General features: G+C 63.1%; 30 protein-coding genes. 8 read left to right on the forward strand and 22 right to left on the reverse strand.

Features of this window, described 5'->3' with window-relative positions; genetic code table 11:
• Positions 1–14 precede the first annotated feature (14 nt).
• The 16 genes from osmF to JG747_RS24060 all read right to left on the reverse strand — a co-directional run bounded on the left by osmF (position 15) and on the right by JG747_RS24060 (position 14,686).
• Complete coding sequence (gene osmF / locus JG747_RS23985) at positions 15–926, reverse strand: glycine betaine ABC transporter substrate-binding protein OsmF (RefSeq protein WP_027046738.1); 912 nt, start codon at positions 924–926, stop codon at positions 15–17.
• A 180-nt stretch (positions 927–1,106) separates the two neighbouring features.
• Positions 1,107–2,324 carry an MFS transporter gene (locus JG747_RS23990; protein WP_202360188.1) on the reverse strand — a complete coding sequence of 406 codons (1,218 nt, stop codon included), beginning with the start codon at positions 2,322–2,324 and terminating at the stop codon, positions 1,107–1,109.
• Positions 2,321–2,821: a transcription antitermination factor NusB gene (gene nusB, locus JG747_RS23995; protein ID WP_202360189.1), complete on the reverse strand. Its 501-nt coding sequence runs from the start codon at positions 2,819–2,821 to the stop codon at positions 2,321–2,323. Before nusB ends, JG747_RS23990 begins: the two co-directional genes overlap by 4 nt.
• Positions 2,818–3,312 carry a 6,7-dimethyl-8-ribityllumazine synthase gene (ribH, locus tag JG747_RS24000; protein ID WP_019857615.1) on the reverse strand — a complete coding sequence of 165 codons (495 nt, stop codon included), beginning with the start codon at positions 3,310–3,312 and terminating at the stop codon, positions 2,818–2,820. The genes nusB and ribH overlap by 4 nt, the downstream gene beginning before the upstream one ends.
• A 109-nt stretch (positions 3,313–3,421) precedes the next feature.
• Positions 3,422–4,039 (reverse strand): riboflavin synthase, encoded by a 618-nt coding sequence (locus tag JG747_RS24005; RefSeq protein WP_202360190.1) that lies wholly within the window; start codon positions 4,037–4,039, stop codon positions 3,422–3,424.
• A gap of 126 nt (positions 4,040–4,165) precedes the next feature.
• Positions 4,166–5,296 (reverse strand): bifunctional diaminohydroxyphosphoribosylaminopyrimidine deaminase/5-amino-6-(5-phosphoribosylamino)uracil reductase RibD, encoded by a 1,131-nt coding sequence (ribD, locus tag JG747_RS24010; protein ID WP_202360191.1) that lies wholly within the window; start codon positions 5,294–5,296, stop codon positions 4,166–4,168.
• A 2-nt stretch (positions 5,297–5,298) separates the two neighbouring features.
• Positions 5,299–5,778, reverse strand: a complete 480-nt coding sequence (gene nrdR / locus JG747_RS24015; protein WP_019857611.1) for a transcriptional regulator NrdR — start codon at positions 5,776–5,778, stop codon at positions 5,299–5,301.
• A gap of 95 nt (positions 5,779–5,873) precedes the next feature.
• Positions 5,874–6,203 (reverse strand): GlpM family protein, encoded by a 330-nt coding sequence (locus tag JG747_RS24020; RefSeq protein WP_019857610.1) that lies wholly within the window; start codon positions 6,201–6,203, stop codon positions 5,874–5,876.
• Between the two features lie 26 nt (positions 6,204–6,229).
• Positions 6,230–6,808 (reverse strand): hypothetical protein, encoded by a 579-nt coding sequence (locus JG747_RS24025; RefSeq protein WP_202360192.1) that lies wholly within the window; start codon positions 6,806–6,808, stop codon positions 6,230–6,232.
• A 96-nt stretch (positions 6,809–6,904) separates the two neighbouring features.
• Positions 6,905–8,218 (reverse strand): serine hydroxymethyltransferase, encoded by a 1,314-nt coding sequence (glyA, locus tag JG747_RS24030; protein WP_019857608.1) that lies wholly within the window; start codon positions 8,216–8,218, stop codon positions 6,905–6,907.
• 193 nt (positions 8,219–8,411) lie between these two features.
• On the reverse strand, positions 8,412–10,055 hold the full coding sequence (locus tag JG747_RS24035) for a Na+/H+ antiporter (RefSeq protein WP_027046736.1): 1,644 nt from the start codon (positions 10,053–10,055) through the stop codon (positions 8,412–8,414).
• Between the two features lie 207 nt (positions 10,056–10,262).
• Entirely contained in the window at positions 10,263–11,516 is a 1,254-nt protein-coding gene (locus JG747_RS24040) for a L,D-transpeptidase family protein (protein ID WP_027046735.1), read from the reverse strand.
• 342 nt (positions 11,517–11,858) lie between these two features.
• On the reverse strand, positions 11,859–12,338 hold the full coding sequence (locus tag JG747_RS24045) for a hypothetical protein (RefSeq protein WP_244748208.1): 480 nt from the start codon (positions 12,336–12,338) through the stop codon (positions 11,859–11,861).
• A 131-nt stretch (positions 12,339–12,469) separates the two neighbouring features.
• Positions 12,470–12,985 (reverse strand): transcriptional regulator LdtR, encoded by a 516-nt coding sequence (gene ldtR, locus JG747_RS24050; RefSeq protein WP_013896002.1) that lies wholly within the window; start codon positions 12,983–12,985, stop codon positions 12,470–12,472.
• Between the two features lie 238 nt (positions 12,986–13,223).
• Complete coding sequence (locus JG747_RS24055) at positions 13,224–13,646, reverse strand: DUF6163 family protein (protein ID WP_019857605.1); 423 nt, start codon at positions 13,644–13,646, stop codon at positions 13,224–13,226.
• A complete protein-coding gene (locus tag JG747_RS24060) occupies positions 13,643–14,686 on the reverse strand; it encodes an enoyl-CoA hydratase/isomerase family protein (protein WP_202360193.1) in 1,044 nt (347 codons plus the stop codon). Before JG747_RS24060 ends, JG747_RS24055 begins: the two co-directional genes overlap by 4 nt.
• A gap of 185 nt (positions 14,687–14,871) precedes the next feature.
• Here JG747_RS24060 and JG747_RS24065 point away from each other — a divergent pair, with 185 nt between their 5' ends.
• The 3 genes from JG747_RS24065 to JG747_RS24075 all read left to right on the forward strand — a co-directional run bounded on the left by JG747_RS24065 (position 14,872) and on the right by JG747_RS24075 (position 17,906).
• Positions 14,872–15,693 carry a DUF2066 domain-containing protein gene (locus JG747_RS24065; protein ID WP_202360194.1) on the forward strand — a complete coding sequence of 274 codons (822 nt, stop codon included), beginning with the start codon at positions 14,872–14,874 and terminating at the stop codon, positions 15,691–15,693.
• Between the two features lie 149 nt (positions 15,694–15,842).
• On the forward strand, positions 15,843–16,874 hold the full coding sequence (gene hemB / locus JG747_RS24070) for a porphobilinogen synthase (RefSeq protein WP_019857603.1): 1,032 nt from the start codon (positions 15,843–15,845) through the stop codon (positions 16,872–16,874).
• A 384-nt stretch (positions 16,875–17,258) separates the two neighbouring features.
• Entirely contained in the window at positions 17,259–17,906 is a 648-nt protein-coding gene (locus JG747_RS24075) for a dihydrofolate reductase family protein (protein ID WP_064982525.1), read from the forward strand.
• A gap of 213 nt (positions 17,907–18,119) precedes the next feature.
• Here JG747_RS24075 and ppk2 read toward each other — a convergent pair whose 3' ends face one another.
• Entirely contained in the window at positions 18,120–19,040 is a 921-nt protein-coding gene (ppk2, locus tag JG747_RS24080; RefSeq protein ID WP_044550210.1) for a polyphosphate kinase 2, read from the reverse strand.
• A 281-nt stretch (positions 19,041–19,321) separates the two neighbouring features.
• On the opposite strand from ppk2, the gene JG747_RS24085 reads away from it, so the two are divergent.
• Entirely contained in the window at positions 19,322–20,365 is a 1,044-nt protein-coding gene (locus JG747_RS24085) for an aldo/keto reductase (RefSeq protein ID WP_202360195.1), read from the forward strand.
• Positions 20,366–20,381: 16 nt separating this feature from the next.
• On the opposite strand, the gene JG747_RS24090 is transcribed toward JG747_RS24085, so the two are convergent.
• Positions 20,382–21,353 (reverse strand): glycosyl transferase family 90, encoded by a 972-nt coding sequence (locus JG747_RS24090; RefSeq protein WP_202360196.1) that lies wholly within the window; start codon positions 21,351–21,353, stop codon positions 20,382–20,384.
• Positions 21,354–21,551: 198 nt separating this feature from the next.
• Here JG747_RS24090 and JG747_RS24095 point away from each other — a divergent pair, with 198 nt between their 5' ends.
• Positions 21,552–21,698, forward strand: a complete 147-nt coding sequence (locus JG747_RS24095) for a hypothetical protein (RefSeq protein ID WP_019857598.1) — start codon at positions 21,552–21,554, stop codon at positions 21,696–21,698.
• Positions 21,699–21,752: 54 nt separating this feature from the next.
• Here JG747_RS24095 and JG747_RS24100 read toward each other — a convergent pair whose 3' ends face one another.
• Both JG747_RS24100 and JG747_RS24105 read right to left on the reverse strand, forming a co-directional pair.
• Complete coding sequence (locus tag JG747_RS24100) at positions 21,753–22,013, reverse strand: DUF982 domain-containing protein (RefSeq protein WP_010915577.1); 261 nt, start codon at positions 22,011–22,013, stop codon at positions 21,753–21,755.
• A 102-nt stretch (positions 22,014–22,115) separates the two neighbouring features.
• Positions 22,116–22,781, reverse strand: coding sequence for a GntR family transcriptional regulator (locus JG747_RS24105; RefSeq protein ID WP_038646236.1), 666 nt, complete (start codon positions 22,779–22,781; stop codon positions 22,116–22,118).
• Between the two features lie 117 nt (positions 22,782–22,898).
• On the opposite strand from JG747_RS24105, the gene JG747_RS24110 reads away from it, so the two are divergent.
• Both JG747_RS24110 and JG747_RS24115 read left to right on the forward strand, forming a co-directional pair.
• On the forward strand, positions 22,899–24,149 hold the full coding sequence (locus JG747_RS24110) for a multidrug efflux MFS transporter (protein ID WP_202360197.1): 1,251 nt from the start codon (positions 22,899–22,901) through the stop codon (positions 24,147–24,149).
• A 24-nt stretch (positions 24,150–24,173) separates the two neighbouring features.
• Positions 24,174–24,539, forward strand: coding sequence for a DUF423 domain-containing protein (locus JG747_RS24115; RefSeq protein WP_202360198.1), 366 nt, complete (start codon positions 24,174–24,176; stop codon positions 24,537–24,539).
• A 16-nt stretch (positions 24,540–24,555) separates the two neighbouring features.
• Here JG747_RS24115 and JG747_RS24120 read toward each other — a convergent pair whose 3' ends face one another.
• Positions 24,556–24,705, reverse strand: a complete 150-nt coding sequence (locus JG747_RS24120) for a hypothetical protein (protein ID WP_202360199.1) — start codon at positions 24,703–24,705, stop codon at positions 24,556–24,558.
• Positions 24,706–24,759: 54 nt separating this feature from the next.
• Complete coding sequence (locus tag JG747_RS24125) at positions 24,760–24,903, reverse strand: hypothetical protein (RefSeq protein WP_202360200.1); 144 nt, start codon at positions 24,901–24,903, stop codon at positions 24,760–24,762.
• Between the two features lie 161 nt (positions 24,904–25,064).
• Here JG747_RS24125 and JG747_RS24130 point away from each other — a divergent pair, with 161 nt between their 5' ends.
• Complete coding sequence (locus JG747_RS24130; RefSeq protein WP_064982515.1) at positions 25,065–26,141, forward strand: LacI family DNA-binding transcriptional regulator; 1,077 nt, start codon at positions 25,065–25,067, stop codon at positions 26,139–26,141.
• Positions 26,142–26,152 lie beyond the last annotated feature (11 nt).

Consider the following 26,152-nt stretch of genomic DNA (forward strand, 5'->3'; position numbering starts at 1 on the left):
GCGCCGGAATCGTCCTACTTCAGAAAGCCGTTTTTCTTCAGGAAGTCCTCGGCGACGCCCTTGACCGGTTCGCCGCCAACCTGCACGCGGCCGTTTAGCTCCTGTAGCGTGACCAGGTCGAGCTTGGCGAAGACCGGCTTCAGCAGCGTCTCGATCTCGGGATGTTGCTTGAGTACGGATTCACGGATGATCGGCGCCGGCTGGTAGACCGGCTGAACGCCCTTGTCGTCCTCAAGCACGACAAGGCCGGATGGCGCGATGCCGCCATCGGTGCCGTAGACCATGGCGGCGTTGGCGCCACTGGTCTGGTTGGCGGCCGCGGCGATGGTCGCCGCCGTGTCACCGCCCGAAAGCGTGATCAGCTGGTCCGGCTTCAGCGTGAAGCCGTAGGTGGTCTGGAAGGCCGGAAGGGCGGCCGCCGAATTGACGAACTCGGCGGAAGCCGCGAGCACCACCTTGCCGCCGCCGGCGACGTATTTGCCGAAGTCCGAAAGCGTGACGAGCTTGTTCTGGTCCGTCACTTCCTTGCGCAGGGCGATCGCCCAGGTGTTGTTGGCCGGCGCCGGCGACAGCCAGACGATCTTGTTGGCGTCGTAGTCGAGCTTCTTGGCCGTCTCATAGGCCTTGGCGGCGTCCTTCCAGACCGGGTCATCGGCCTTCTCGAAGAAGAAGGCGGCGTTGCCGGTGTATTCGGGATAGATGTCGATCTCGCCGGCGGTGATCGCCTTGCGCACCACCGGCGTGCCGCCGAGCTGAATGCGGTCCGATGTCTTGATGTTGTTGGCGTTGAGAACGAGCTGGATGATGTTGCCGAGCACGCCACCCTCGGTATCGATCTTCGAAGAGACGACCACCTGAGCACTGGCGGAAGTTGCCGTGATGGCCAGCGCCAATGCCGCGCCGGCGAAACCCTTGACTGAAAACATTGTGAAAACCCTTTGCTGTGAACCGGAATGCGGCGGCCGCATATGAGCATGGCTTCAACGGCCAGTCGGGGCACACGGTTTCATAACAATAGGCACAGACGCAATAATTTTGTTTCAGATCGGCAAATTCAACCGAAGCAATCCTGACAGCATCATGTCAGCTCGACAGCAGTTCAGGGATCAGGTGCGCGCGTTGCGCGGGGCCGTCAACTTGAGCGCGCCGAGGGCCACGAAGCACAGAACTGTGACCGGAAAGATCATCCAGTTCAGCATCTCCCAACCCCAAGCGTTGTAGACCATGCCCGACAGCAGCGACGCGCAGGCGACGGAGCCGAACAGGACGAAGTCGTGGAACCCCTGCACCTTGCCCTTTTCCGACGGCCGGTAGCTGGCCGCGACCATGGCGGTGGCGCCGATGAAGCCGAAATTCCAGCCAAGGCCGAGCAGGATCAGCGACGTCCAGAATTGCCACAGCGCCAGGCCCGACAAGGCAACGGCAGCACAGCCGATGAGCAGGATCAGGCCGATGGCGACGATGCGCTCGGCGCCGAAGCGATGGATCAGCGAGCCGGTGAAGAAGCTCGGCGCGAACATCGCCATGACGTGCCAGGAAATGCCAAGCGTCGCATCGTCCTCCGACAGGCCGCAGCCGACCATGGCCAGCGGCGCGCCGGTCATCACGAAGCTCATCAGCGCATAACTGCCGACGGCGCAGAACAGTGCGGCGACGAAGCGCGGCTTGGTGACGATTTCGGACAGGGGCCTGGCATCGCCGCCGGAAACGTCAACCTTGCTCGCCGCCTTCGCCGGCAGGCGCAGAAACGACAGGATAATCGCGCCCACGGCTGCCAGCGGCAGGATGGAGGCGAACGATCCGGCAAACATCACCGGTGCGAACAGTTCCCGGGTGAAGATGACGATCTGTGGCCCGAGGATGGCGGTGATAATGCCGCCGGCCAGCACAAAGGAGATGGCGCGCGCCTTGAACTGCGGCGGCGCATTGTCGGCGGCAGCGAAGCGGAATTGCTGGACGAAGGCTCCACCGATGCCGATCACCAGCAACGCGAACGCGAACAACCAGAAACTACCGTGGAAAAGCGCCAGCGTGGCAATCAGACCGCCAAGCGCGGTGACGACAGTCCCGGTCATGAAGCCGCCCCGCTGGCCCAGGTGGCGGATAATGGCCGCGGCGGGTAAGGCGCCGAGAGCGACACCGACATTGAAGCCGGTGATCGGCGCCGTCGCCAGCGATTTGTCGGCACCGAGCAGGTATTGGCCAGCCAGCGCGCCCATCGAAATGGCGATGGGCGCCGCCGAGCCGATGATCGCCTGTGAGGCGGCGAGAATCAGCGCGGTGCGCCGCGCCTCCCTGCCCGTCTCAATGGCGATAGCCGTCACGATGCGTCCTTGCCGCGCCCCTCGCCGCGCACCCGGCGTGACACGCGGTCGAGCACGGCATTGACCAGCTTCGGCTCGTCTTCCTCGTAGAAGGCCTTGGCTATGTCGACATATTCCGAAACGATGACCGCCACCGGCACGTCTTCGCGCTTCATCAATTCATAGACGCCAGCGCGCATAATGGCGCGCAGCGTCGAATCGAGCCTCGACAGCGGCCAATCATCGGTCAGCGCCTGGCGGATGACTGGATCGATGGTTTTCTGGTTCTCGACGACGCCGGTCAGGATGGCGCGGAACCATTGGGCGTCCGCCTCGCGATAAAGCGCGCCGTCGACTTCCTTGCCAAGCCGGAACGCCTCATATTCGGCGGTGATCTCGAAGACGCCGCTGCCGGCGACATCCATCTGATAGAGCGCCTGCACGGCGGCCAGACGGGCCGCGCCACGCTTGTTGGCATGGCGCACAGTGGGCTGTCCGGGCGAAGCGGGTTCGCTCACGATCGCGCTCCCAATTGTTCCTTGAGCGCGATCATGGTCAGCGCCGCACGCGCGGCAAAGCCACCCTTGTCGCCTTCCGAGCGCTTGGCCCGCGTCCATGCCTGCGCATCGTTCTCGGTGGTCAGGATGCCGTTGCCGACGCAGACCGAGTCCTGCACGGACAGGTCCATCAGCGCGCGGCTGGATTCATTGGCGACGATATCGAAGTGATAGGTGTCGCCACGGATGATCGTGCCGAGCGCGACAAAACCATCGTAATTTGTGCCGCCTTCCGCCGCGCCATCCAGCGCGAAGGTGATCACTGCGGGAATTTCGAGCGAACCTGGAACGGTGACGACGTCGTAAGTCGCGCCCGCTTCCTCGAGCGCGCTCGTCGCGCCGTCGAGCAGCGCGTCGGCAAGGTCGTCGTGAAAGCGCGCTTCGACAATCAGCAGATGCGCCTTCGCCTTCGGACGAATGAAGGCTTTGCCGTGTTGGGATGTACCAGCCATAAAAGTCTCCGGGGGGTTGCCGGTGACTTAGGCCGAAGCCAGATTGATCGCAAGCAGAAGATTGCTGGAGGGTGCCAGACGCGTTGGACCGGCCGGTTCGGCAGACTTGCTAGAGCCCCTCTTTCGCCGCCTCGATCAGCCGCGCGGCGTAGCGGGCCATGGTGTCGATCTCGAGATTGACGCGGTCGCCGAGCTTGCGCTCGCCCCAGGTGGTCACGGTCAGCGAGTGGTGGATCAACAGCACGTCGAAGCGGGTGCCCTCGACCTTGTTGACGGTGAGCGACGTGCCGTCGAGTGCGAGGGAGCCCTTTGGCGCGATGAATTTGGCCAGATGGCGCGGCGCCTCGAGCGTGAAGCGCACCGCGTCGCCCTCGTCCTTGCGCTCGACGATCTCGGCGGTGCCGTCGACATGGCCCGACACGATATGGCCGCCGAGCTCATCGCCGATCTTCAGCGCCCGTTCGAGATTGACCTTGCTGCCGGATTTCCAGCTCGAAGCCGTGGTCAGCCGCAAGGCCTCTTCCCAGGCCTCGACCTCGAACCAGCGCGCGTTCGAGCCATGTTCGGGCAGCGCCGTGACCGTCAGGCATACGCCGCCGCAGGAAATCGAGGCGCCGATGGCGATGGTTTCGGGGTCATAGGCGGTATCGATGCGCAAGCCGACGCCTTCGCTGAGCGGATTGATAGCCGCGACGGTGCCGATATCGGTGACAATTCCGGTAAACATCGATGCTGATCCCTAGAGCATGATGCCGAAAAGTGTGAAGCGGTTTTCGGACGACATCATGCTCTATCTCTTTGATTTAGAGCCGGATTCAGATTTCAGGTCGAACAGACCTGAAATCATCCGGCTCTAGAGGTCCCTTACCCATTCGGCGTAGCTGTCCTCGCCGAAGCGCATCTCGCGCAGTTTGCGGAAGCCTGCCGGGATATGGTCTGAATCAACGGGCGATGCAATGCCATCCTCGCCGATCGCCTCCGGCCCCTGGAACAACAAGATGCGGTCGACCAGATCCTCGTCGAGGAATGCCTTGGCGACCTGGGCGCCGCCCTCGACCAGCACGCTGGCCATGCCAAGCGCCGCCAGGTCTTCGAGCAGTTCCGGCAAGGCGACGACGCCGTCATGGGTTTCCGTGCCGATGAAGCGTACGCCGGCGCGTTCGAGTGCAGCGCGACGGTGCGGATCGGCCTCAAGACACGCAGCGACATAGAGCGGCACGCGGTCGACACCGGAAACCAGCTTCGAGGCTTCCGGCAGCCGGATCTGGCGATCGAGGATGATGCGCGCCGGCGAACGGTTTTCCAGCCCCGGCAGTCGCACAGTCAGCGCCGGATCGTCTTCCAGCGCCGTGCCTATGCCAATCAGGATGGCGTCGGACTCCGCGCGCATCAGATAGACATCGCGACGCGCGATCTCGCCGGTGATCGCAACCTGGCCGGCGCCTTTCCTGCCGATCTTGCCGTCGCTCGAAAGCGCAAGCTTCAGCGTCACTTCCGGGCGTTTTCGCAGAGATCGAATCAAATAGCCTGCCATCTGCTCGGCGGCTTCCGTGGCCAGCACCTTCTCCACCACCTCGATGCCGGCGGCGCGCAGGATGGCATAGCCCTTGCCGGAGACACGCGGATCCGGATCGCTGGCAGCCCCTACGACGCGCGCAATGCCGGCATTGACCAGGGCATTGGCGCAAGGCGGCGTGCGGCCGTGATGGGCGCAAGGTTCCAGCGTGACATAGGCGGTGGCACCACGCGCGAGCTCGCCGGCCTCGGCCAACGCCTCGGTCTCGGCATGCGGCCGGCCCCCAATGGCGGTGACACCGGTACCGACGATCATCGGCCCCTCGCCGTCATCGCGCACGATCAGCGTGCCGACAGAAGGGTTGGTGGAGGTGCGGCCGGCATTCCTGCGCGAAAGCCGCAAGGCGGCGGCCATGAAACGACGATCAAGGGCCGCTTGTTCGGCCTCGCTCAGTTGCGATGCTGCCATGCTCAGCCGGCGTCCTCTTCACTCTTGTCTTCGTCGCCCTTCAACTCGCCCAGGAGTTCATGGAAATCCTTGGCCTCACGGAAATTGCGGTAGACCGAGGCAAAACGCACATAGGCAACGTCGTCGAGCGACTTCAGCGCCTCCATGACCAGCCGGCCGACCTCGCCGGAGGCCACTTCCGTCTCGCCGGAGCTTTCGAGCTGGCGCACGATGCCGGTCACCGCGCGGTCGATGCGTTCGGGATCGACATTGCGCTTGCGCACCGCGATCTCGACCGAGCGCAGCAGCTTGTCGCGGTCGAACGGCACTTTCCGGCCCGACTTCTTGACCACGACCAGATCGCGCAACTGGACGCGCTCGAAGGTGGTGAACCGGCCACCGCAATCGGGGCAGATACGCCGCCTGCGGATCGCCGCGCCATCTTCGGCGGGGCGCGAGTCCTTCACCTGCGTATCTTCGGACTGGCAATAGGGACAGCGCATGGAGAGCCTTGGGTTCGCGAATCTGGTGAGGCGAAAGGCTTAGAGCCTTTCCGACCGGGATTGAAGCCGTTGCGTCTCTTCAACGGACTGCAGCATCAGAGATAGCGAGGCGCGAGGAAGATTGCCAGCGCGGCAACCAGCCAGACGGCGATGCCGCCGGCAACAGCCAGGCGATAGTCGACCTTGTCTATGAACAACCAGCAGGCGCCGAGGAAGGCAAGATAGGCGGGAATTGTCTTCATTCCGGCAAGGCAGGCATCGCGAAAACCGCCCGGATCGCCTTTGGCGCCGACGGCGAGCAAGGCAATGACGGCAAAGGTCGGCGCCAGCGGCAGGATACCTGGCAGGACATTGCCCCGTTTGGACGCCCAGACGATCAGCGCCGTCACCAGCCCGCCGACCACACCCTTCCAGACGATGTCCATCCGCGGTCCCTACCGCGACCAGGCCGTCACGGCGCGACGTCCTTGGTCGGGAAGCCGCAAGACGTCCCGAGGTTGCGGTAGGCCTTGGTGAAGCCGTCCATAGGGATGCTGGCGAAGGCCTGCTTGCCGAAAGTCACGTCGAGCGAGACGACCTGACGCATGGCTCGCAGTAGCGCGAGACTGGTCTTGGCCTGATTGTCGACCGTCCAGCTCGGACGGCCGATGCCGGCATCGTTGGAATAGACCGTTGCCGAAACCTTGACCCCGGGATCGCCGAACGTCGCCGCGATCTTCTTGCCGGTCGGCAGTTGCTTGTTGTCGACGGTGAGCATGATGGCCGGATAGGCATTAGGCGGCAGCGCATCGCCGGTCGAGATCGACAAGGTCAGCGTACCCGAATTGCCGCTCGCATCGTAGAACGCCGTCGAAGCCGCGCAGGTCTTGTGCGCATCCTGGCCGGTATCGAGTGTATCGACCATGGTTGTCCATCGGCCGAAGGTGCTTGTGAAAGGCATGTCCGGAGCGGGCTGTGTCTGCGCCGAAGCAGGTCCACAGACGGCCAGCCATCCCACAGCGCCGAGCAAGGCGATACGAAAATTGCGCATCATCGTTTCTCCAGTTCCATGCGCCACCCGATCAGGGGTGGCGCACCGCCGGCGGATAAAAGATGACGCTTCGCGCCTGGTCAATCGATAAGGATGTCAGCCGAGATAGGGATAGAGCGGAAACCGATCGGTCAGCGCCACGACCTTGGCCTTGACCGCCGCCTCGACCGCGGCATTGCCCTCGTCCGAATTGGCGACCTTGAGACCATCCAGCACTTCGGCGATCAGCTTGCCGATCTCGCGGAATTCGGCCTGGCCGAAGCCGCGCGTGGTGCCGGCCGGGGTGCCGAGACGCACGCCCGAGGTGACGAAGGGCTTTTCCGGGTCGAAGGGAATGCCGTTCTTGTTGCATGTGATGTTGGCGCGGCCAAGGGCTGCCTCGGCGCGCTTGCCGGTGGCGTTCTTGGGGCGCAAATCGACCAGCATCAGATGGTTGTCGGTGCCGCCGGAGACGATGTCGAGGCCCGTCTCCTTGAGGCTCGAAGCCAGCGCCTTGGCGTTGGCGGCCACACTCTCGGCATAGACCTTGAAGCTCGGCTTCAACGCCTCGCCGAAGGCTACCGCCTTGGCGGCGATGACATGCATCAGCGGGCCGCCCTGCAGGCCGGGGAACACCGCCGAGTTCATCTTCTTGGCGATGTCTTCGTCGTTGCACAGGATCATGCCGCCGCGCGGGCCGCGCAGCGACTTGTGCGTGGTGGTCGTCACCACATGGGCGTGCGGCAATGGCGAGGGATGCACGCCGCCGGCGACCAGGCCCGCAATATGCGCCATGTCGACCATCAGGTAGGCGCCGACCGCATCCGCGATCTCGCGAAAGCGCTTCCAGTCCCAGATGCGCGAATAGGCGGTGCCGCCAGCCAGGATCAGCTTCGGCTTGGTCTCATGCGCGGTCTTCTCGATCGCGTCCATGTCGAGCAGATGGTCTTCCTTGCGCACGCCGTAGGAGACAACCTTGAACCACTTGCCGCTCATGTTGACCGGCGAGCCGTGGGTGAGATGGCCACCGGAATTGAGGTCGAGGCCCATGAAGGTGTCGCCGGGCTGCAGCAGCGCCAGGAACACCGCCTGGTTCATCTGGCTGCCGGAGTTCGGCTGGACGTTGGCGAAATTGCAGCCGAACAGCTTCTTCGCCCGCTCGATGGCCAGTTCCTCGGCCACGTCGACGAACTGGCAGCCGCCATAGTAGCGCTTGCCCGGATAGCCCTCGGCGTATTTGTTGGTCATGATCGACCCCTGCGCCTCGAGCACCGCACGGGAAACGATGTTTTCCGAGGCGATCAGCTCGATCTCATGACGCTGGCGGCCAAGCTCGTTACGGATGGCGCCGAAAATCTCCGGATCGGCGTCTTCCAGCGTGGTTTCGAAGAAGGATTCGAATTTGTTCGACGCTGCCGCTGCTGTTGCCATGGCCTGAAATCCTCCGGTTCGGGGCAATTTGCTTATGCTTATCGTTGCCCCAAAACCGCTGCACACTTTTGGGCGACACGCATTGCCGCGCCATTAACACAGTTGTTTTCGACCCGCCACGTTTGCGGCGCGAAATTTGCTGGCCGGTTTGCGGCAGAGACTGCAAATCCGCGGCCGCTGAGCACCGCCGGTGCTATTTCCGTGTCTGCCTGCCGTTCAAAAGGGCTTCTGTCAGGGTGATCTCGGTGAACAGCGCCCGCGCTGTGTGGTCGTTGATCTCGCCCCGGCGAAGCATGGCGCGCAAGGCGTCACGCTCGGCGGCGATGCCGGCGAGCCTCAGATCGATCTCCAGCCTTCCCGCCTCGCGCACCTCGGCGCGCGCCTCATCGGCCTCGTCGGACGCCGCGATGCGGCGCCGGTAGGCAGCGACAATGCCGTTGGCGGCAGCGAGCTTGAGGCCTGGCACATCGCCCTCCTCTTCATCGGTCTGCGCGATGCTTTCGAGGTGGGCGATCGCCGCCTTCGCCGCGCCGACACGCGCCATGCGTTCCTCGGCGGCGCCGGCGTCTTCGCCGGGCTCGACCAGGCCGCGCGCGATCACCGGCAACGCCAGGCTGGCGATGACCAAGGAACAGATGATGACGCCGGCGGCGAGGAAGATGACCAGGTCGCGCGCGGGGAATGGCGAACCGTCCTGGAGGGCCAGCGGCAGCGACAATATGCCGGCCAGCGTGATGGCGCCGCGCACGCCCGCAACCGATCCGGCGAGCCGCACCCGCAGGCCGAACGGTTCGGCCTGCCGCTTGCCGAGCCGCGCCGCATAACCCGCTGTGATGTCGCCAATCCAGATCCAGACGAAGCGGAGCGCGATCAGGCAAAGGGTCAGCAGCAGAACCGTCAGGACCGGCTCCAGAAGCCAATGGCGGCTGGACAGTTCGGGCGGCACCTTGCGAATGATTTCGGGAAGCTGCAGGCCAAGCACGATGAACAGCGCGCCGTTGAAGACGAAGGAAAACGTCGTCCAGAGCGAGATCGTCTGCATGCGCGCCGAGACGCCGAGAAAGCGGAATATCCCGGTGCTCCCGGTCAAGAGACCGGCGGTCACCGCGGCCAGGATGCCCGAGGCCCCGAAATGCTCGGCGCCGAGATAGGCGACGAAGGGCAGCAGAATGGTGATCAGCACCTGCGCCTCGGCCGGCACGCCGCCTATGCGGTTCAACAGTTGCAGCGCCTTGGCGGCGACGAACAAGGCCGCCACGCCGGCGAGGATACCGACCGCCACGGCGTAGACAAAACTCAGCGAAGCGGCGGCAAAGGAAAAACTGCCGGTCAATGCCGCCGCGACGGCAAAGCGGAACATGACCAGGCCCGACGCATCGTTGAGCAGGGACTCGCCTTCCAGAATGTGCATCAGCCGCGCCGGGACGACGTTCCTGTCGACGATCGAGGAGACGGCCACCGCATCGGTCGGCGACAGCACGGCCGCGAGCGCGAAGGCAACGACCAGCGGAATGCTCGGCACGAGCCAGTGCAAGGCATAGCCGAAACCGACAATGGTGAAGAAGACGAGGCCGATGGCAAGGTCGAGTATCGGCCCGCGCAGTGCCATCAGCTCGCGCTTGGGCGCGCCGAAAGCATCGCTGAAGAGCAGCGGCGGAATGAACACCAGTAGGAACAGTTCCGGATCGATCTCGACATGGATGCCGCGCACCGGCCAGGCAAGGGCAGCACCTATGGCGATCTGCAGGACCGGCAGCGGCACCCGCACCAGGCGCACCAGCGCGCCTGAAACGGCGACGAAGACCAACACGACGAGGACGAAGATGGCGGCTTGCATGGCGCGATTCCGGCTGTTTAACGAACCATGCGCAATCGCCGGTCTCGCGTCCAGACAGCGCCGGGACGGCAGTGACCGATGGGGCAGCAGACCGTATGGCCGGCATCACAAAGGCGGTGGCGCGGCTGGTCAACCAGCAACTGATCTAACGATCCACAAACGAAAGGCCGCCCATTCGGGCGGCCTTTCGTCAGAATTATCAGTCTTTTAGAGCGAAGAGGTAATCTGCAGTTCGCTGGCGCCGTCCAAAGCGTAGACGTCGTCGCGGAACTGGACGACGCCGGGTCCGGTCGACCAGGCCGAGAGATAGAGGAAGTGCACCGGCACCGGGTTGGTGACCTGGATCGGCGTGTTCTGGCCGGTCTTGATCGCCGCCTCGAAATGCTGACGGTCCCAGCCGGGCGTGTCGCGCAGGATCCAGGTGACGAGATCGCGCACGTTCTGGACGCGCACGCAGCCCGAGGAATCGAAGCGCATCATCTTGCCGAACAGGCTCTGCTGCGGCGTGTCGTGCATGTAGACGCCGTCCGGGCTCGGGAAGTTGATCTTGACCGACGCCATGGCGTTTTCCGAACCGGGATCCTGGCGGAACCGGTACTTGGCCGCATCATCCGTCGACCAGTCGACATTCATCGGATCGACTTCGCTGCCATCCGGCGCGAACAGGCGGATATGGCTGTTCTTCAGATAGTTGGGATCCTTCCGCATCAGCGGAATGATGTCCTTGCGCACGATCGAGACCGGCGCGTTCCAGTATGGGTTGACGATGATCTCGTTGATCTTGGAATTGACGATCGGCGTCTGGCGATCGATCTTGCCGACGATAGCGGTGTGGCGGAGCACGACACGGTCATTCTCGACGGCTTCGATCTGTGCGGCCGGAATGTCGACCAGCACATAGCGGCTGCCGAGCGTGCCGGCCTTCTCCTTCAGCCGCTGCAAATTGGTCTGCAGCTGGCCAAGCCGGACCTGCGCCGAAACATTCATCGCCGCATAGGTGTATTTGCCCATGGAACCGTCAGCCGGCAAGCCATGGCGCAGTTGGAAGCGCTTGACGGCCGAGTCGACATAGGAATCGAAGGCCGTCGAAATGCCGGCGCTCTGCGACAGGTCGCCAGAGACGATAAGCCGCTTGCGCAGCGGGACGACATCCGGGTCATCGACGCCGAGTTCCAGTTTCTTGGTCGCGGGAACCTCTACCCAGCCGCCCTGCCCGACAATGTTCTGATACTGCGCGACCGCCTGCTCGGTAAACGCAACGGTCTGCGTGCTGAAGATCGGCAGTGTCGAGGCCACCTTGCCGCCTTCGCTGGCGCGGGCATCGAACTGGTCGTCCCAATTGCCGCGGGCCGAGGATTTCAGGATATCCCCGATCACGTCCTGCGCGCTCGCGCGGCCGGCCACCATGGTGGCGGCGAGCAACGAGGCTCCGGAAAGGAAAAAGCGGCGGCTGGTTCTCATGGACGTTCCAGACATTCTTGTAGCATTCGATCAGGGGCGATTTTGCCCGCACTCTAAAGTTGGCAATCTTAACAATTAGCCAACCATGTCCGCATCGGTTCGGCCACAAACGCGTGACGCACCGTCCGGTTCCAGGTGAACACATGGCCTTGACCGCAGCTTCACCGGCATCCTCGGTCCCATTGGAATATGGCGGCAACGTGGCCTTGGCCCGCAATTTGCGCCGCCCGGCATGGCGAAATGAAAGGGGCGTGGTTTTTCGGTATCGAAGCCGCCCTGTCGGGCATCGTCAGGGCCGGGGCGCCAAGCGCAGGAACCGCGACGTTTCATCCGCGCAGACGGCTAGGGCCCTGGGTTGGTCTTGGCTTCCAGTTCCGAACACCGTTGCAGCACCTGGTACTCGGGATACCGCAATATCTTGTTGTCATCGAGCTTGAGCAACAGCGCGCGTCGCTTCTCGACACTCTGCTCATCATCCGAGCAGGTCATGTCCAGGATGACGGCGTCCAGGCCCCTGAGCTTCTGGACCCTGTCGAGGGTGCACCCAACTTCCCACATGTCCGCCGATTTGTCGGTGAAGGTTACCCTGGAATCATTGTTCTCGCACGGGCTGCTGCCTTCGATGGCGAAGGAATCTTTCCACCATTCCTGCGCGAAAGCCATCGCCGATGCCGCCAAGAGCACCGCGGCAACCGAACAGATTTTGCAGCAGCTGCTCCGACCCATCATGCCCCCTTGTACGGCGACACTAGCATTGTGGAGGCGAAAGCAAAGTGCGCGGCGGAACTCGCCGCTCACGGCTCCAAGTGCTGCATCGGTCAAGCGACGGCCACGCCAACTGCTGGCCGGCTGTCCGTGATCAGAAAAAGGGCCGGTGCTTTCGGCACCGGCCCCTGACTGAAGGTCGCTGTTCGGGCCGTGCTTCTGCGGCACGGCTGCCGTTCGTGGATGGCTTACATCCGGTAGGCGATGGTGTCGTTCCAGAAGCGGTCGAGCCGCTGCAAGGCGCGGTTCATCTGCTTGAACTCGTCGGTGTTGATGCCGCCGACCTGCTCGATCGAGCCGACATGGCGCTCGTAGAGACCGGCGACGACGTCGGCCACCTCATTGCCCTTCGGGGTCAGCGAAACGCGGACCGAACGGCGGTCGATGCGCGAGCGCTGGTGGTTGATGAAGCCGAGATCGACCAGCTTCTTCAGATTGTAGGAGACGTTCGAGCCGAGATAGTAGCCGCGCGAGCGCAGTTCGCCGGCGGTCAGCTCGGAATTGCCGATGTTGAAGAGCAGCAGCGCCTGGATGGCATTGATGTCGGAACGGCCATTGCGGTCGAATTCGTCCTTGATGACATCAAGCAGACGGCGGTGCAGCCGCTCGACCAGCTGCAGCGATTCCATGTACAGCGAACGGATAGCCTCGCGGCGATCGTCGGAAACGTTGGCGGTCTTCGCCGCCGGACGCGAATTGATCATTGTCTTTGCCTCTCGTTTGTCGCCCTGGTGATTTTTTGTTTTTCACCTTGATCGCGACACTATCGAATACTCATAAAATTCGACTTAAACGCTAGGGCTAACAAGAGCTTACCGGTAAGAGGTTTCGGAAGAGGCTTAACGAACGGTCACCCGAGTAAGGATAATTAACCTAAAGGCTTAGGCACTTATCGCAGGGCTCAATCCGGTCGTTTGCCAAGTCGTCAACGGCCTCAATGGCTTAGTGCCGGACGGGGCGTTTCTGCAGCCAGATGACGACGCGAAAGACGATGTAGAGCAGCGCCACCGCCGCATGCGAGACGACGATCAGCGGCCGATGGCCAAAAAGCTCGGGAAAACCGGCATACATGACGGTCTCGGTGACCGCGCAGATGAACCAGATCACCGGGCCCCACGAGGCCAGCATCCACAACCCCGCCGCGGCAAAGGGGAAAAAAACGGCGAGCATCACCGCCGCCACCTGCCAATGCACCGGCATCAGGTCGAAGCGCCACAGCGGGCCGGGATAGAAGCCGATCAGCTTGATCCAGTACAGGATGCCGAACAGCAGGCAGTAGCCGGCGATGACGCGCTGGAACCAGGCGAAGATCACCTCGACCGTCGAGGGCTGCAGCACGACGCGTCTCGACGTCACCTCGCTCATAGCAGGAGTTCCCGTTCGCCGAGCGGGGCGAAATAGGCCTCGACATCCGCCTCGCCGACCGCGTCGAGCGTTGCCGGCCGCCATTGCGGCTTCGACCCCTTGTCGATGATGGCGGCGCGGATGCCTTCGTAGAAATCGTGGCCTGCAACCATGCGGTTGAGGATGCGGAACTCCATCTTCATGCACTCGTCCATCGACAAGGTCTGCCCGGCGCTGATCTGCCGCCAGGCGACGCGAAGGCTGGTGGGCGAGCGCGTGCGCATCGTCGCCAGCGTCTTTGCCGCGAATTCGTCGGTGCCCGCCGCGCGGTCAAGACTGTCGATGACATCCTGCAGCGACGGCTGAGCGAAATGGCGAGAGATCGCTTCCAGCGCCGCCCTGTCGGTCTCCCGCTTTGCCGGGACGAAGAAACCGCGCAGCACCGATTCCGGATCGCCGGTCAGCACCAGCCGATCAAGAAAGCTGGCCTGGTCCTCGGCCTTGATGGTGTGGGTGGCCAGCCCCGACCACAGCGCATCGCCATAGCGGATGCGGTTGCCGGTCAGGGCCAGGTACATGCCGAAGGAGCCACCAAGGTCGGGCAGCAAATGACTGGCGCCGACATCCGGGAAAAAGCCGATGCCGACCTCCGGCATGGCGAACTGGGCATTCTCGGTCATCACCCGGTGCGAGCCGTGAAAGGAAATGCCGACGCCGCCGCCCATGACGATGCCGTCGATGAGCGCCACATAGGGTTTCTTGAAGCTGTTGATGTGGGCGTTGAGCCTATACTCGTCGGCGAAGAACTCGACCGGCGGCTTTCCAGCCCGGCCGGCTTCATAAATGTGCAGGATGTCGCCTCCGGCCGAAAACGCCCTGCCCTCGGCCTTGACCAGGACGACGTCCACGCCATCGTCGCACTCCCAGGCATGCAGGGCCTTGCCCAGCGCCCTGACCATGCGATGGGTGACGGCATTGAGCGCCTGCGGCCGCGTCAGCGTGACGACACCGGCCCTGCCCGAGCGCTCGAAGCGAATTTCGTCGCCTCCATCAAAATCCATCGCCAGAGAATCCCTCCCCCGCGCCTGCGGGACTGAAGTGCTAAAGGCGCCGCATGGGTGCGTCAATGGCAGCAGCCTGTGCACCGTGGTCTTGGCGACTGGCGCCGGCCGATGCTACGAAGATCGCCGCCGTTGCAAGCGACGCGCCGATATCGCGCGCAGACGGCGTCGGAGAACAGTTGGCCATGCCCGGATTTCTTCGTGCCGTGCTTTTGACGGTCGTACTTGTGACAACCGGCTTTGCACCGCGTGCTGCATTCGCCATCACGACCGACGATCTCTACCAGTCTCGGACCATCGTCACCGGCCAGGGCGAGGTGAACCGCCGGATAGGCTTCAAGGATTGCCTGGACCGGGTCCTGGTCAGGGTTTCAGGCGATCAACGCCTGCTGGAGAAACCCGAAATGGCGGCTCTGCGCGACAAGGCCGGCGATTTTGTCGACGCCTTCCGCTACCACGACCGGCTGGAGGGCATTCCGATCCATGACGAGCAAGGCACGCATGACCGGCCGCATGATCTGACCTGTCTCTACAAGCCCACCACGGTCGACAAGCTGCTCGCACAGCTCGGCAGCAAGCCCTGGCTTGGCGAGCGGCCAACGCTCGCCGTCTTTCTCACCGTCGAACAGGGCGCGAGGCATTTCGCGCTCAGCGCCGAGGAAGAGCGTGGCAAGACGATGCGCGAGTCTTTCGTCAATGCCACCGATCCGCTGTTGATGCATGTCGTATTTCCGAAGGCGGTACAGCTGGCCGAGCTGGACGAAAAAGGGCTGCGCACCGACGACATGGCAAGGCTGGATCTGCTGGCCAAACAGGCCCGTGGCGCGCAAGCGCTCGCCGGCAGCATCGTCTGGAGCGACAAGGATCTCGGCTGGATCGCCGATTGGCGCCTCGCCGATCACGGCAAGACCTATCGCTGGCAGGTGCGTGGCGTCAGCTTCGACGAGGCGTTCCGCGTGGCAATCGGAGGCGCTGCGCAGATTCTTTCGGGTAATGGCCAGCCCTGACCGGATAGATATGGCGGGACGCGCCCATCTCTGCTTTGCCGAGCATCGGCCTACAAGGCGGAGATTGGCGACTTCGGCCTGGCACAATCGTGTCGCATTGGTCAGCGGCAAGGGCTCGTGGTAAAACCCGCTGATCCGGAGTATTGGCCATGAACAAATTCACCCCGACAAAGCCAGCCGGCGCGCGCAGCGTCGACGACGTGACCGGCAGCCGCCGTCTGCGCCGCATGCGCAAGGCCGACTGGTCGCGCCGCCTGGTACAGGAGAACCGGCTTTCGGTCGACGACCTGATCTGGCCGATCTTCGTTGTCGAGGGCAGGAACGTACGCGAGCCGATCGCCGCCATGCCGGGTGTCTTCCGCCTGTCGGTCGATCTTGCCGTCAAGGAGGCCGAACGCGCGGCCAAGCTCGGCATTCCGGCACTCGCCACCTTCCCCAATGTCGAACTGGCCCTGCGCGACCAGACCGGCTCGCACATTCTCGATCCGGAAAACATCATCAACCGCGCCACCCGTGCGATCAAGGACGCGGTGCCCGGGATCGGCATCATCACCGACGCCGCGCTCGACCCGTTCACTAGCCACGGCCATGACGGCATCCTGCGCGACGGCATCATCGTCAACGACGAAACGGTCGAACAGGTCGCGGCGGCGGCCGTCATCCAGGCAGCGGCCGGCGCCGACATCATCGCGCCATCCGACATGATGGACGGCCGCATCGGCGCCATCCGCGACGCGCTCGATGCCAACGGCTTTCAGGACGTCGCGATCATGTCCTATGCGACGAAGTTCGCCTCGGCCTTCTACGGCCCCTATCGCGAGGCGGTCGGCACCGCCGGCCTGCTCAAGGGCGACAAGAAGACCTATTATATCGACCACGCCAATTCGGACGAGGCGGTGCGCGAGGCCGAACAGGACATTGCCGAGGGCGCCGACATGCTGATGGTCAAGCCCGGCCTGCCCTATCTCGACATCATCCGCCGGCTGAAGGACGAGTTCCAGATGCCGACCTTCGCCTACCAGGTGTCGGGCGAATATTCGATGATCAAGGCGGCGGGCGCCAATGGCTGGATCGACGGCGAGAAGGCGATGCTGGAATCGCTGCTCGCCTTCAAGCGCGCCGGCTGTGACGGCATCCTGACCTATTTCGCGCCCGAAGTGGCCGAAATGCTGAAGGGGTAGACCGGCCTCCCCGGCAAAGCCTTTCAGTAGACGTCACCAGTCTTTCGACCGGTCGGCGGTTCTTTCGAATTCCAGCAGACAAAAACCGGCAGCCGCGGCTATGATAGCCGCACGGCCGGAGGCGGCCGGCAGCCGCACCTCGCCCGAAGGTATGGCGGACGCCTCCAGAGGATGCTTCTGATCCATTTCATGGTTGGGCGATCGGCGGCCGTCCCAGCGGCCGGTTGTCATCCGAACCGATCATCACGAAACAATAGGGACACCGCTTGGCGGCGAGATCCGGGTATGTGTCTTTTCGCCTTAGAAAATAGCGCTTGCAATTCGCAACCGGTTTGCTAAACAACAACCGATTGCAAAATACAACTGGTTATCGAGGAGGCTTTCATGTCCAAGCTGCGTGTCAACGCATTCACCCTATCGCTCGACGGCTATGGCGCCGGTCCCGATCAAGATCTGCAAAATCCGCTCGGCATCGGCGGGGAATCCTTGCACAAGTGGTTTGTCGACACCCGCACCTTCCGCAAGATGGTGCTCGGAAAAGATGGCGGCACCGCCGATGTAAACGATGGGTTCGCGGAGCGCAGTTTCGAAAATGTCGGCGCTTGGATTCTCGGCCGCAACATGTTCGGGCCGATCCGCGGCGAATGGCCTGACGACAACTGGAAAGGCTGGTGGGGCGACAACCCTCCCTACCACGTGCCGACTTTCGTGCTGACGCACCACGCGCGGGCACCCATCACGATGGAAGGCGGGACGACCTTTTATTTTGTGACCGACGGCATCCATTCGGCGCTCGAGCAGGCGAAGGCGGCGGCTGGCGGCAAGGATGTGCGGATCGGTGGCGGCGTCGCCACCATCCGGCAATATCTGCAGGAGAGCTTGATCGACGAGATGCATCTGGCAATCTCGCCGGTGCTGCTTGGCAAGGGCGAGCACCTCTTCGCCGGCCTGGATATGTTGAAGCTCGGCTATCAATGCACCGAGCAGGTGGCGACGGCGCTTGCCACGCATGTGGTGATCAAGCGGGGTTAGCCACTTTCTCCCCGTTCCACGGGGAGAAATGCCCGGCAGGGCAATGAGTGGCGGCGCCGACGTTTGGAGGTTAGAGCGTCCGATGGCAATAAATTCATCAACGCCAGCGCGGCCCTTCGGCGTTCGTTGTTCGAAAAGCCAAGCAGTTGGCTTTTCGTCTGCTGCGCAGACCACTCCTCACCTCCCCGTGACACGGGGAGAATGAAAAGGCGCTCAATACTTCTCCGGCACGTAAAGCTCGCGCGGCAGCGTCTGGCGCTCGTATTCGGGATTGAAGACGCGTTCCGGCAGCGTGATCTCCTCGTGCGGGACCTCTTCATACGGCATCTGCTTGAGCAGATGATCGATGCAGTTCAGCCGCGCCCGCTTCTTGTCATTGCCCTCGACGATGAACCAGGGCGCCTCGGGAATATTGGTGCGGGCGAAGGTCTCTTCCTTGGCCTTGGTGTACTGCTCCCAGCGCACGCGCGATTGCAGATCCATCGGCGACAGTTTCCACTGCTTCATCGGGTCATGGATGCGCATCAGGAAGCGCATCTGCTGCTCCTCGTCGGTGATCGAGAACCAATATTTGACCACTGTGATGCCCGAGCGCACCAGCATCCGCTCGAACTCGGGGACGTCGCGGAAAAATTCCTCGACCTGACCCGCATCGGCAAAGCCCATCACCCGCTCGACTCCGGAGCGGTTGTACCAGGAGCGGTCGAACAGCACGATCTCGCCGCCTGCCGGCAGATGCGGAACATAGCGCTGGAAGTACCATTGCGACTTCTCGCGTTCGGTCGGCGCCGGCAGCGCAACGACGCGGCAGATGCGCGGGTTGAGCCGCTGTGTTATGCGCTTGATGACGCCGCCCTTGCCGGCGGAGTCGCGGCCCTCGAAAATCACCACCAGCTTCTTCTTGTGGTAGGCGACCCAGGACTGCAGCTTGATCAATTCGGACTGCAGCGTGATCAGGTCGCGAAAATATTGCATGCGGTCGATCGAAGGCGGATGCGCGTTCTTGTAGATCTTGGCGATCTCCATCGACAGCGCCGGCTCCGACATTTCGAGCTCATAGTCTTCGTCGAGCGTGTCGGCGAGCTCGGCTTCGAGCCAGTCCTTGGCGGGAGAATTCTGTCTTAGCTCAGTCATTTGCACTGCTCCGCTTGCAAGCCCCGTCGGTTCCCGTACGGCGCCCAAATTGCTGGCTGGCGGCCTGGAAAGGGAACACCTGAGCCGACTTCAATATAGACCGGCAGTGACGGTTTTATTGCAGCCCGGGCGCGATAGCGACAGCCGGGGTGTCTACCATGTCCAATCGATCCATCACCATGGCATGGCGACAAGTCGGCCGAATTGTCCTACAAATCCCGGCTCGCATTCTGGGCTGCCCCTTGGCCCCGCCCCAATTCAACGCAATCGCGAGGGCTGACATGGAATACCGCACCCTTGGCCGTTCCGGCCTGAAGGTTTCGACACTGACTTTGGGTACCATGACCTTCGGCGGCACCGGGTCCTTCGCCGCGGTCGGCAACAGCGATCTTGCCGAAGCCAGGCGCATGATCGACATGTGCATCGACGCCGGCATCAACCTCATCGACACCGCCAATGTCTATTCGAACGGCCTGTCGGAGGAGATCATCGGCGAAGCGCTCGGCGGCAAGCGCAGGAACGACGTGCTCATCGCCTCCAAGGCGCGCATGCGGATCGGCAGCGGACCGAACGACGAAGGCCTGTCGCGCCACCATCTGATCCGCGAATGCGAGAAGAGCCTGAAGCGGCTGAGGACCGACGTCATCGACATCTATTTCGTCCACCAGTGGGACGGGCTTACCCCGGTCGAGGAAACGGTCGCGGCGCTCGACACTTTGGTCAACCAGGGCAAGGTGCGCTATATCGGCTGCTCCAACTGGTCCGGCTGGCAGGTGATGAAGGCGCTCTCGATCAGCGACAGCCGCCACCAGCAGCGCTTCGTCACCCAGCAAATCCACTACACGCTGGAGGCGCGAGAGGCGGAATATGAACTGCTGCCGATCTCGGTCGACCAGGGACTGGGCGCGCTGGTCTGGAGCCCGCTCGCCGGCGGCCTGCTGTCCGGCAAATACCACCGCGACAGCCCGACCGCACGGCAACTCGCTGGCTGGTCCGAGCCGCCGATCCGCGACGAGGACCGGCTCTGGCGGATCGTCGATGTGCTGGTCGAGATCGGCAAGGCTCGCGGCGTATCGGCCGCTCAGGTGGCGCTGGCCTGGCTGCTCGGCCGCCCCGCCGTCTCCTCGCTGGTGATCGGCGCCCGCAACGATGCCCAGCTCAAGGACAATCTCGCTGCCGCAAGCCTGGCGCTCAGCCCTGAGGAACGCCAGCGCCTCGACGCGGTCAGCCGGCCGCCCGTGCTCTACCCCTATTGGCACCAGCAACTGACGGCAAAGGATCGCTTCGGCCCCGCCGACATGGTTCTCGACCGTAGCGTGATCTGACCACCAGGCGGAGGCGCTAGCCCTGGATGAAGCGCCACAGTTCGGGATCGGGTTCGATCTGGCCGCTGAGCACGAAATATTTGTAGAGCACGAGCAGGGAGATCGCCTGCTCGTCCCGCTCATTGGAGAATTTCCGGCAATAGGCGTTGGCTGCGGCGATGATGCGCTCGGCCTGCGCCGGATGCCGTTCGAAATAGCGCACCTTTTCGCTGAGATCGGCAAAATCCGGATCGAGCGGCACATAGTGGACATTGGCCTCGAGCTGCCGCTCCGCAAACCATGTCTCGTATGTCGGTGGCGGCATCAGGCAAAGCGACTTCGAGTTCAAGATCCATTTGAGGTTGGTCGCCACGTCATTGCCCTCCAGCGAGACGATGTAGCGGTAGCGCTGGTGCTGGCTGATGCTGAGAAAGGGCTTGGCGTATTCGGCCGGTGCGTTCGGCTTGTGCGAGCCGGCATCGCAGAATGGCAGGTCGCGCACCGCTTGCAGAAACCGTGTCCTGATCGGATTGTTGAGATCACCACGCCAGACCACCATAGGCAACTTGTCGGCGAACGAGATGGCGTCAGCCGGCATCTGGAAGTGGCGGAACTTGTCGAGCTTCATGATGACCGCGTTCTGGTCGTCATCACGGATCGGCCGATCCTTGACGATCGTCGGCACCTTCGGTACGTCCCTGACGTCGCCGAATTCGACGTCGATGAGGAATCCGGGATCGAAATAGCGGGCGAATTCCTTCAGGTCGTAATAGTACATGGTAGGCGTGAAGGGCAGTTTGCTGATGCGCACCGCATTGGCGCTTGGCGCGAAACCATCCTGCAGCTTGTTGTAGTCATTCAGCCGCCGCCGCGCCGCCTCGTCGGAAAGCATGGCCTGTTCGAGGCGAGCAGCCAGCCTGCGGCGGAACAGGGCTTGTGGAATGACATCGCGCACGACGTTTCGCGCATAGTAGAAAACCCGTGCCGACGTCCGCGCAATTGTGGCCATGATTCACTTGGTCAAAACAAACGGGCAGCTCTCAAATACGCTGGCGCCCCGCGTTTCCTACATCATTATGGCGCCGATCTGGCAAGCCCCCACGGATCTCCGGGGCCGTGCACGCGCACTGTCGTTTCAGCTGTTGTGTTTGACGGCTAATGCTCCTAGGCAGGATCAGAGCCGCAAGGCAGGTCAAAAGGAGCCGATATGGCGCGAGCACCAAACTACGATCAGGAACGCAAGGAACGCGACCGGCAGAAGGCGGCGAAGAAGGCAGAAAAGCTGGCGGCCAAGGTTGCCGCGCGCGAACGTTCCAAGCCCGAGGCAGAGATCGAAAACGAAACGGCGGAATGACGGCAAAAGGCCCGCATATGCGGGCCTTGCCTCAATCCAGCCAATGGCTCTGCGTCAGGCAGGAGCCTTGTCGCTGACAAAAACGTCCACTTCGCGCGCCGCGGCGATAAAGGCACGCCGCGCGTTCATGGCCGGCTTGTCGCCGGCCAGCGCATCGTGGCAGGCCTGCAGCGCCGCGCGATGCTTGGGACTGCGCTTGCCGGGCCAGCTGTTGAGGAGGTATTCGGATGCCTCGCGGGCCGTTCGCAAGAGCTGAGTGCTTCCCGCCGTGACGGACTTGACGGTCACGGGTGTTTCAAATCGGTTGTTTTCCATCGCCGCTCTTACGCCATCGGCGTCCGTGAAGCGAGGCCGAAAGTGGGCTTGGCGTGAGGCGTCGCCTGTTTTTGCCGGCGAGCGCCCTGCCCTATAGCGGTGCTAAGCAGCCACGACGGCAAATCCCCTGGCGCGAAGGCCGCGTCGGTCGTTGGCGAGCGACGTCACAAGCCGGTCGCGGCTGCCGACGATGTGGGCAGAAAGCAGGCGGGCTGCCTGATCGGCATCGCCAAGGCGTGCCGCGGCCAGAATGGCTCGGTGTTCGGCCCAGGCGCGACCAAGGGCCGCTTCGTCACGCACTTCCAGCCAGCGAGCGCGCGACAGGCGCGTCATGGCATCGCGCACGGCCCTGAACAGAAATTCGTTGCCCGACAGGCGCGCCAGCTCGATGTGAAAATCCATGCCGACACGATGCCACTCCTCGCGCGGCGTATTGTCGTCGCAGGAATCGAGCATCCCCTCGATGACGTCGATGGCGCTGCTTTCGGCATGCATGCATGTCAGTCGGACAGCCGCGACCTCGACTGCTTCGCGATAGACCGCGATCTGCTCGAGCTCGGCAAGGTTGATGGGCGATACCGTCCAGCCGCGGCCATCCCTGCCCACCAGCCCCTCGGTCTCCAGCCGCAGAAGTGCTGCCCTAACGGGCGTGCGCGAGGCGCCGAAGCGGCCTTCGATCCAACGCTCGGTCAATTTCTCGCCTGGACCGATCTCGAGCCCCAGGATCATCTCGCGCAACTGCCGTTCGACATTCTGCATCTGCGACATAGCGCTTCCTTGTTCCGAAGCCGCATTGACAGCAGCTGGGTTGGAGTTCATGACGGATACCAGTTTGGTATCCCAAAATGGTATCCGCAACAAGCGCTGATATCGAGCAGGCAGGACATGACACAGGAAGACACGCAAAGCGGTTACAACATCCACTGGCGGCGCAATCTCGCCGTCTGTTTCGCTGGCTCGTTCAGCACGCTCATCGCCATGACCCTGCTGTTGCCCTTCCTGCCGCTTTATGTGGAACAGCTCGGCGCGCAGGCTCATGCCGCCATCGTGCAATGGTCCGGCGTCGCCTATGGCGCCACCTTCTTCGCCGCGGCCTTGGTCGCGCCATTGTGGGGGCGGCTGGGCGATCGCTATGGCCGCAAGGTGATGCTGGTGCGCGCCAGCTTCGGCATGGCGATCTGCATGTCGCTGACCGGCATGGTCGAGACGGTCTGGCAATTGGTGCTGCTGCGCCTGCTGATCGGCTTTGCCGGCGGCTATTCCTCGGGGTCGACCATACTGGTGGCCATGCAGACGCCCAAGGACCGTTCCGGCTGGGCGCTGGGCGTGCTGTCGGCAGGAATAACGGCGGGCTCGCTGGTCGGCCCCCTGCTTGGCGGTACGCTGCCGCCAGTGATCGGTATTCGCGCCACCTTCCTTCTGTCCGGAGGCGTCATCTTCCTTGCCTTCCTGGCAACGACCTTCCTCATCAAGGAGACACCGCGCCTGAAGCCGGTAAAGGCGGGATCGGCAGCCAGGTCGAAAAGCGGCTGGTCACGGATTCCGGACAAGCGCCCGGTCGTGGCCATGCTGATAACCGGCATGCTGCTGGCCTTCGCCAACATGTCGATCGAGCCGATCATCACCGTCTATGTGCAGCAGCTCATCGAGGATCCGAGCCGGGTGACGATGGTCGCCGGCGTGGTGATGTCGGCGGCGGCGCTGGGCACCATCCTGTCGGCGTCCTGGCTCGGCAAGCTCGCTGACCGCGTCGGCCACTGGAACGTCGTCGTCGGAGCGCTGGCCGTCTCAGCCCTGCTGCTCATTCCGCAAGCCTTCGTCACCGATGGCTGGCAACTGATCGGGTTGCGCTTCCTGATGGGTCTGGCGCTCGGCGGCTTGCTGCCTTGCATCACCAGCGTCATCCGACACAACATCCCAGACGGCGTCGGCGGCAATGTGCTTGGCCTGGCGATCTCGGCGCAGTATGTCGGGCAGGTTGCGGGACCATTGACCGGCGGCTTCGTCGGCGGTCATTTCGGCATGCGGGCGGTGTTCCTCGGGACATCGGCACTGATGGCCGGCGGCGCCGTCTACAACTGGATTGTCCAGTCGCGGCGCACACGGCGTATGGCGCTGGAAGCAAGTGAGTCCTGAGAGCGTTAGAGGGAGCTGGCCAACATGAATTCCGCCGAACCAACCGCCAGCCGTCTCCTTGTGCTTACCGGCGGTCTCGTCGGCGCGGCGGGCGTGGCGCTCTCGGCGGCGGCCGCGCACCGCGGCGGCGCCTTCACCGGCACGGCCGCGTCGTTCCTCTTGATGCACGCGCCGGTCTTCGTCGCTATCGGCCTCATCGGCGCGAATCGCTGCCTGCGCATCGCGAGCCTCGTCCTGCTTGTCGGGCTCCTGCTTTTCGCGGGCGATCTCCTCGCCCGCGATTTCCTCGGATCGAGACTGTTTCCGATGTCGGCGCCGATCGGAGGCACACTGCTCATCGCCGGCTGGCTGGGGATAGCGATTTCCGCCCTTGTACGCCCGCGTTCCTAGGCCAACCACGCAGGCATCAATCCCTGGGACGTTCGGTACGAAGCCAAAGATCGCGATTGCGCGCGGCCGGCTTCGTCAGGCGCCGCATCTTCGGCCGCTCCGCGGCCGGCGTGATGCCCCAGTAGTTGCGATAGATGTCCTCGAACAGATGTTTGATGGGATGCATGGTCTTTCTCCGTGGAATTGAATCGATCCAATCGGCGAACAAAAAAATCGCCGATCAGCTGTGCTTGCGCTCCACAAGGAATCGAAGGTCGCGAATCCATGGTCCGGCCCTGCCCCGGAGCCTGGAGCCGTTGGCGCCCGGCCCGATGCTCCAGTGGTTGCGATAGATGTCCTCGAACAGATAATTCACGGGATGCATGGCGCACCTCCCCTTGACATTCAGCAGCACAAATCTGCGACTTGGATCGATTCAAACATAGGTCTTCATGCATCTTCGGTCAAGCAAAATTTGAATCGATCCAACGAAAGTGCTAGATGCAGATCGGGAACGTGCTAAATGCATGTCAGGAGGCACGCACAATGGCGTCACTCACCGTAGGCAATCGAAGACCCGTCCGGCTGGCCGACATCGCCAAGGCCGCCGGTGTTTCGCACGGCACCGCATCCAATGTCTTCAGCCGCCCCGAGATCGTGCGCGAGGAAGTCCGCGAACGGGTCAAGGCGGCGGCCGAGGCGATGGGCTATGGCGGACCGGACCCCAAGGGCCGCCTGTTGCGTGCGGGCAAGGTCAACGCCATTGGCGTCGCCACGGCCGAACCCCTCTCCTACTTCTTCGACGATCCCTTCGCACGCGTCATGATGGCGGGCATCTCGCAGGCTTGCGACGCGACAGGCGCCGGCATCTCGCTGGTCTCGGCCGCCAACAACGAGCAGCTTGCCTGGAACATCCAGAGCGCCCTGGTCGACGGCTTCATCGTCTTTTGTATCGAAGGCGGTTCACGCCTGGTGCAGTTGGCACGCGAGCGCAAATTGCCTTTCGTGGCGCTCGACCTCGCTTCCGAGGATGGGTCGGTCGCGACAATCGGCATCGACAATGTCGCCGGCGCGGCCATGGCGGCGCGCCATCTCACCGGCCTCGGGCACCGCCGCTTTGCCGTGCTGGCGCTACAGTTTGTCGACGGCAGGACAGGCCCCGTTTCCCCCGAGCAGGTGCAGACCGCGGTTTATGCGGGGACGCGAGACAGGCTCACCGGCTATTTCCAGGAGCTGTCGCGGGTTGGCGTCGACACATCCAAAGTGCCCGTCTACGAGACCGCCAACGATGCGACCAGCACGATCGCGGCACTCGAGGCGATCTTCGGCGTCGCCGAACCGCCCACGGCGATCCTGGCAATGTCGGACAGGATGGCTTTGGTGGCGCTCGAATGGCTGAGCGCGCGCAAACTGAAGGTCCCCGACGATATTTCGATCGTCGGGTTCGATGGCGTTCCGGAAGCTGCGGTGTCCGAGCCGCCATTGACCACCGTCGCCCAACCGATTGCCGAAATCGGCCGTCTCGCCGTCAAGGCGATCCTGGAAAACGACGGCACGACAAATCGCAGGCAACTGCCGGTCGAGCTGATCGTGAGAGCCTCGTCGGCTCCTCCACGCGGCTGAACCACCCGCCA

The organism is Mesorhizobium sp. 131-3-5, from assembly GCF_016756575.1.
In the GTDB taxonomy this organism is placed as follows: domain Bacteria; phylum Pseudomonadota; class Alphaproteobacteria; order Rhizobiales; family Rhizobiaceae; genus Mesorhizobium; species Mesorhizobium jarvisii.

Excerpts from the sequence above, each read along its gene's own strand:
- osmF (WP_027046738.1), bottom strand. The coding sequence starts at position 926 with ATGTTTTCAGTCAAGGGTTTCGCCGGCGCGGCATTGGCGCTGGCCATC.
- ribH (WP_019857615.1), bottom strand. The coding sequence starts at position 3,312 with ATGGCTGGTACATCCCAACACGGCAAAGCCTTCATTCGTCCGAAGGCG.
- JG747_RS24005 (WP_202360190.1), bottom strand. The coding sequence starts at position 4,039 with ATGTTTACCGGAATTGTCACCGATATCGGCACCGTCGCGGCTATCAAT.
- ribD (WP_202360191.1), bottom strand. The coding sequence starts at position 5,296 with ATGGCAGCATCGCAACTGAGCGAGGCCGAACAAGCGGCCCTTGATCGT.
- nrdR (WP_019857611.1), bottom strand. The coding sequence starts at position 5,778 with ATGCGCTGTCCCTATTGCCAGTCCGAAGATACGCAGGTGAAGGACTCG.
- JG747_RS24020 (WP_019857610.1), bottom strand. The coding sequence starts at position 6,203 with ATGGACATCGTCTGGAAGGGTGTGGTCGGCGGGCTGGTGACGGCGCTG.
- JG747_RS24025 (WP_202360192.1), bottom strand. The coding sequence starts at position 6,808 with ATGCGCAATTTTCGTATCGCCTTGCTCGGCGCTGTGGGATGGCTGGCC.
- glyA (WP_019857608.1), bottom strand. The coding sequence starts at position 8,218 with ATGGCAACAGCAGCGGCAGCGTCGAACAAATTCGAATCCTTCTTCGAA.
- JG747_RS24035 (WP_027046736.1), bottom strand. The coding sequence starts at position 10,055 with ATGCAAGCCGCCATCTTCGTCCTCGTCGTGTTGGTCTTCGTCGCCGTT.
- JG747_RS24040 (WP_027046735.1), bottom strand. The coding sequence starts at position 11,516 with ATGAGAACCAGCCGCCGCTTTTTCCTTTCCGGAGCCTCGTTGCTCGCC.
- ldtR (WP_013896002.1), bottom strand. The coding sequence starts at position 12,985 with ATGATCAATTCGCGTCCGGCGGCGAAGACCGCCAACGTTTCCGACGAT.
- JG747_RS24055 (WP_019857605.1), bottom strand. The coding sequence starts at position 13,646 with ATGAGCGAGGTGACGTCGAGACGCGTCGTGCTGCAGCCCTCGACGGTC.
- JG747_RS24060 (WP_202360193.1), bottom strand. The coding sequence starts at position 14,686 with ATGGATTTTGATGGAGGCGACGAAATTCGCTTCGAGCGCTCGGGCAGG.
- JG747_RS24065 (WP_202360194.1), top strand. The coding sequence starts at position 14,872 with ATGCCCGGATTTCTTCGTGCCGTGCTTTTGACGGTCGTACTTGTGACA.
- hemB (WP_019857603.1), top strand. The coding sequence starts at position 15,843 with ATGAACAAATTCACCCCGACAAAGCCAGCCGGCGCGCGCAGCGTCGAC.
- JG747_RS24075 (WP_064982525.1), top strand. The coding sequence starts at position 17,259 with ATGTCCAAGCTGCGTGTCAACGCATTCACCCTATCGCTCGACGGCTAT.
- ppk2 (WP_044550210.1), bottom strand. The coding sequence starts at position 19,040 with ATGACTGAGCTAAGACAGAATTCTCCCGCCAAGGACTGGCTCGAAGCC.
- JG747_RS24085 (WP_202360195.1), top strand. The coding sequence starts at position 19,322 with ATGGAATACCGCACCCTTGGCCGTTCCGGCCTGAAGGTTTCGACACTG.
- JG747_RS24090 (WP_202360196.1), bottom strand. The coding sequence starts at position 21,353 with ATGGCCACAATTGCGCGGACGTCGGCACGGGTTTTCTACTATGCGCGA.
- JG747_RS24095 (WP_019857598.1), top strand. The coding sequence starts at position 21,552 with ATGGCGCGAGCACCAAACTACGATCAGGAACGCAAGGAACGCGACCGG.
- JG747_RS24100 (WP_010915577.1), bottom strand. The coding sequence starts at position 22,013 with ATGGAAAACAACCGATTTGAAACACCCGTGACCGTCAAGTCCGTCACG.
- JG747_RS24105 (WP_038646236.1), bottom strand. The coding sequence starts at position 22,781 with ATGTCGCAGATGCAGAATGTCGAACGGCAGTTGCGCGAGATGATCCTG.
- JG747_RS24110 (WP_202360197.1), top strand. The coding sequence starts at position 22,899 with ATGACACAGGAAGACACGCAAAGCGGTTACAACATCCACTGGCGGCGC.
- JG747_RS24115 (WP_202360198.1), top strand. The coding sequence starts at position 24,174 with ATGAATTCCGCCGAACCAACCGCCAGCCGTCTCCTTGTGCTTACCGGC.
- JG747_RS24120 (WP_202360199.1), bottom strand. The coding sequence starts at position 24,705 with ATGCATCCCATCAAACATCTGTTCGAGGACATCTATCGCAACTACTGG.
- JG747_RS24125 (WP_202360200.1), bottom strand. The coding sequence starts at position 24,903 with ATGCATCCCGTGAATTATCTGTTCGAGGACATCTATCGCAACCACTGG.
- JG747_RS24130 (WP_064982515.1), top strand. The coding sequence starts at position 25,065 with ATGGCGTCACTCACCGTAGGCAATCGAAGACCCGTCCGGCTGGCCGAC.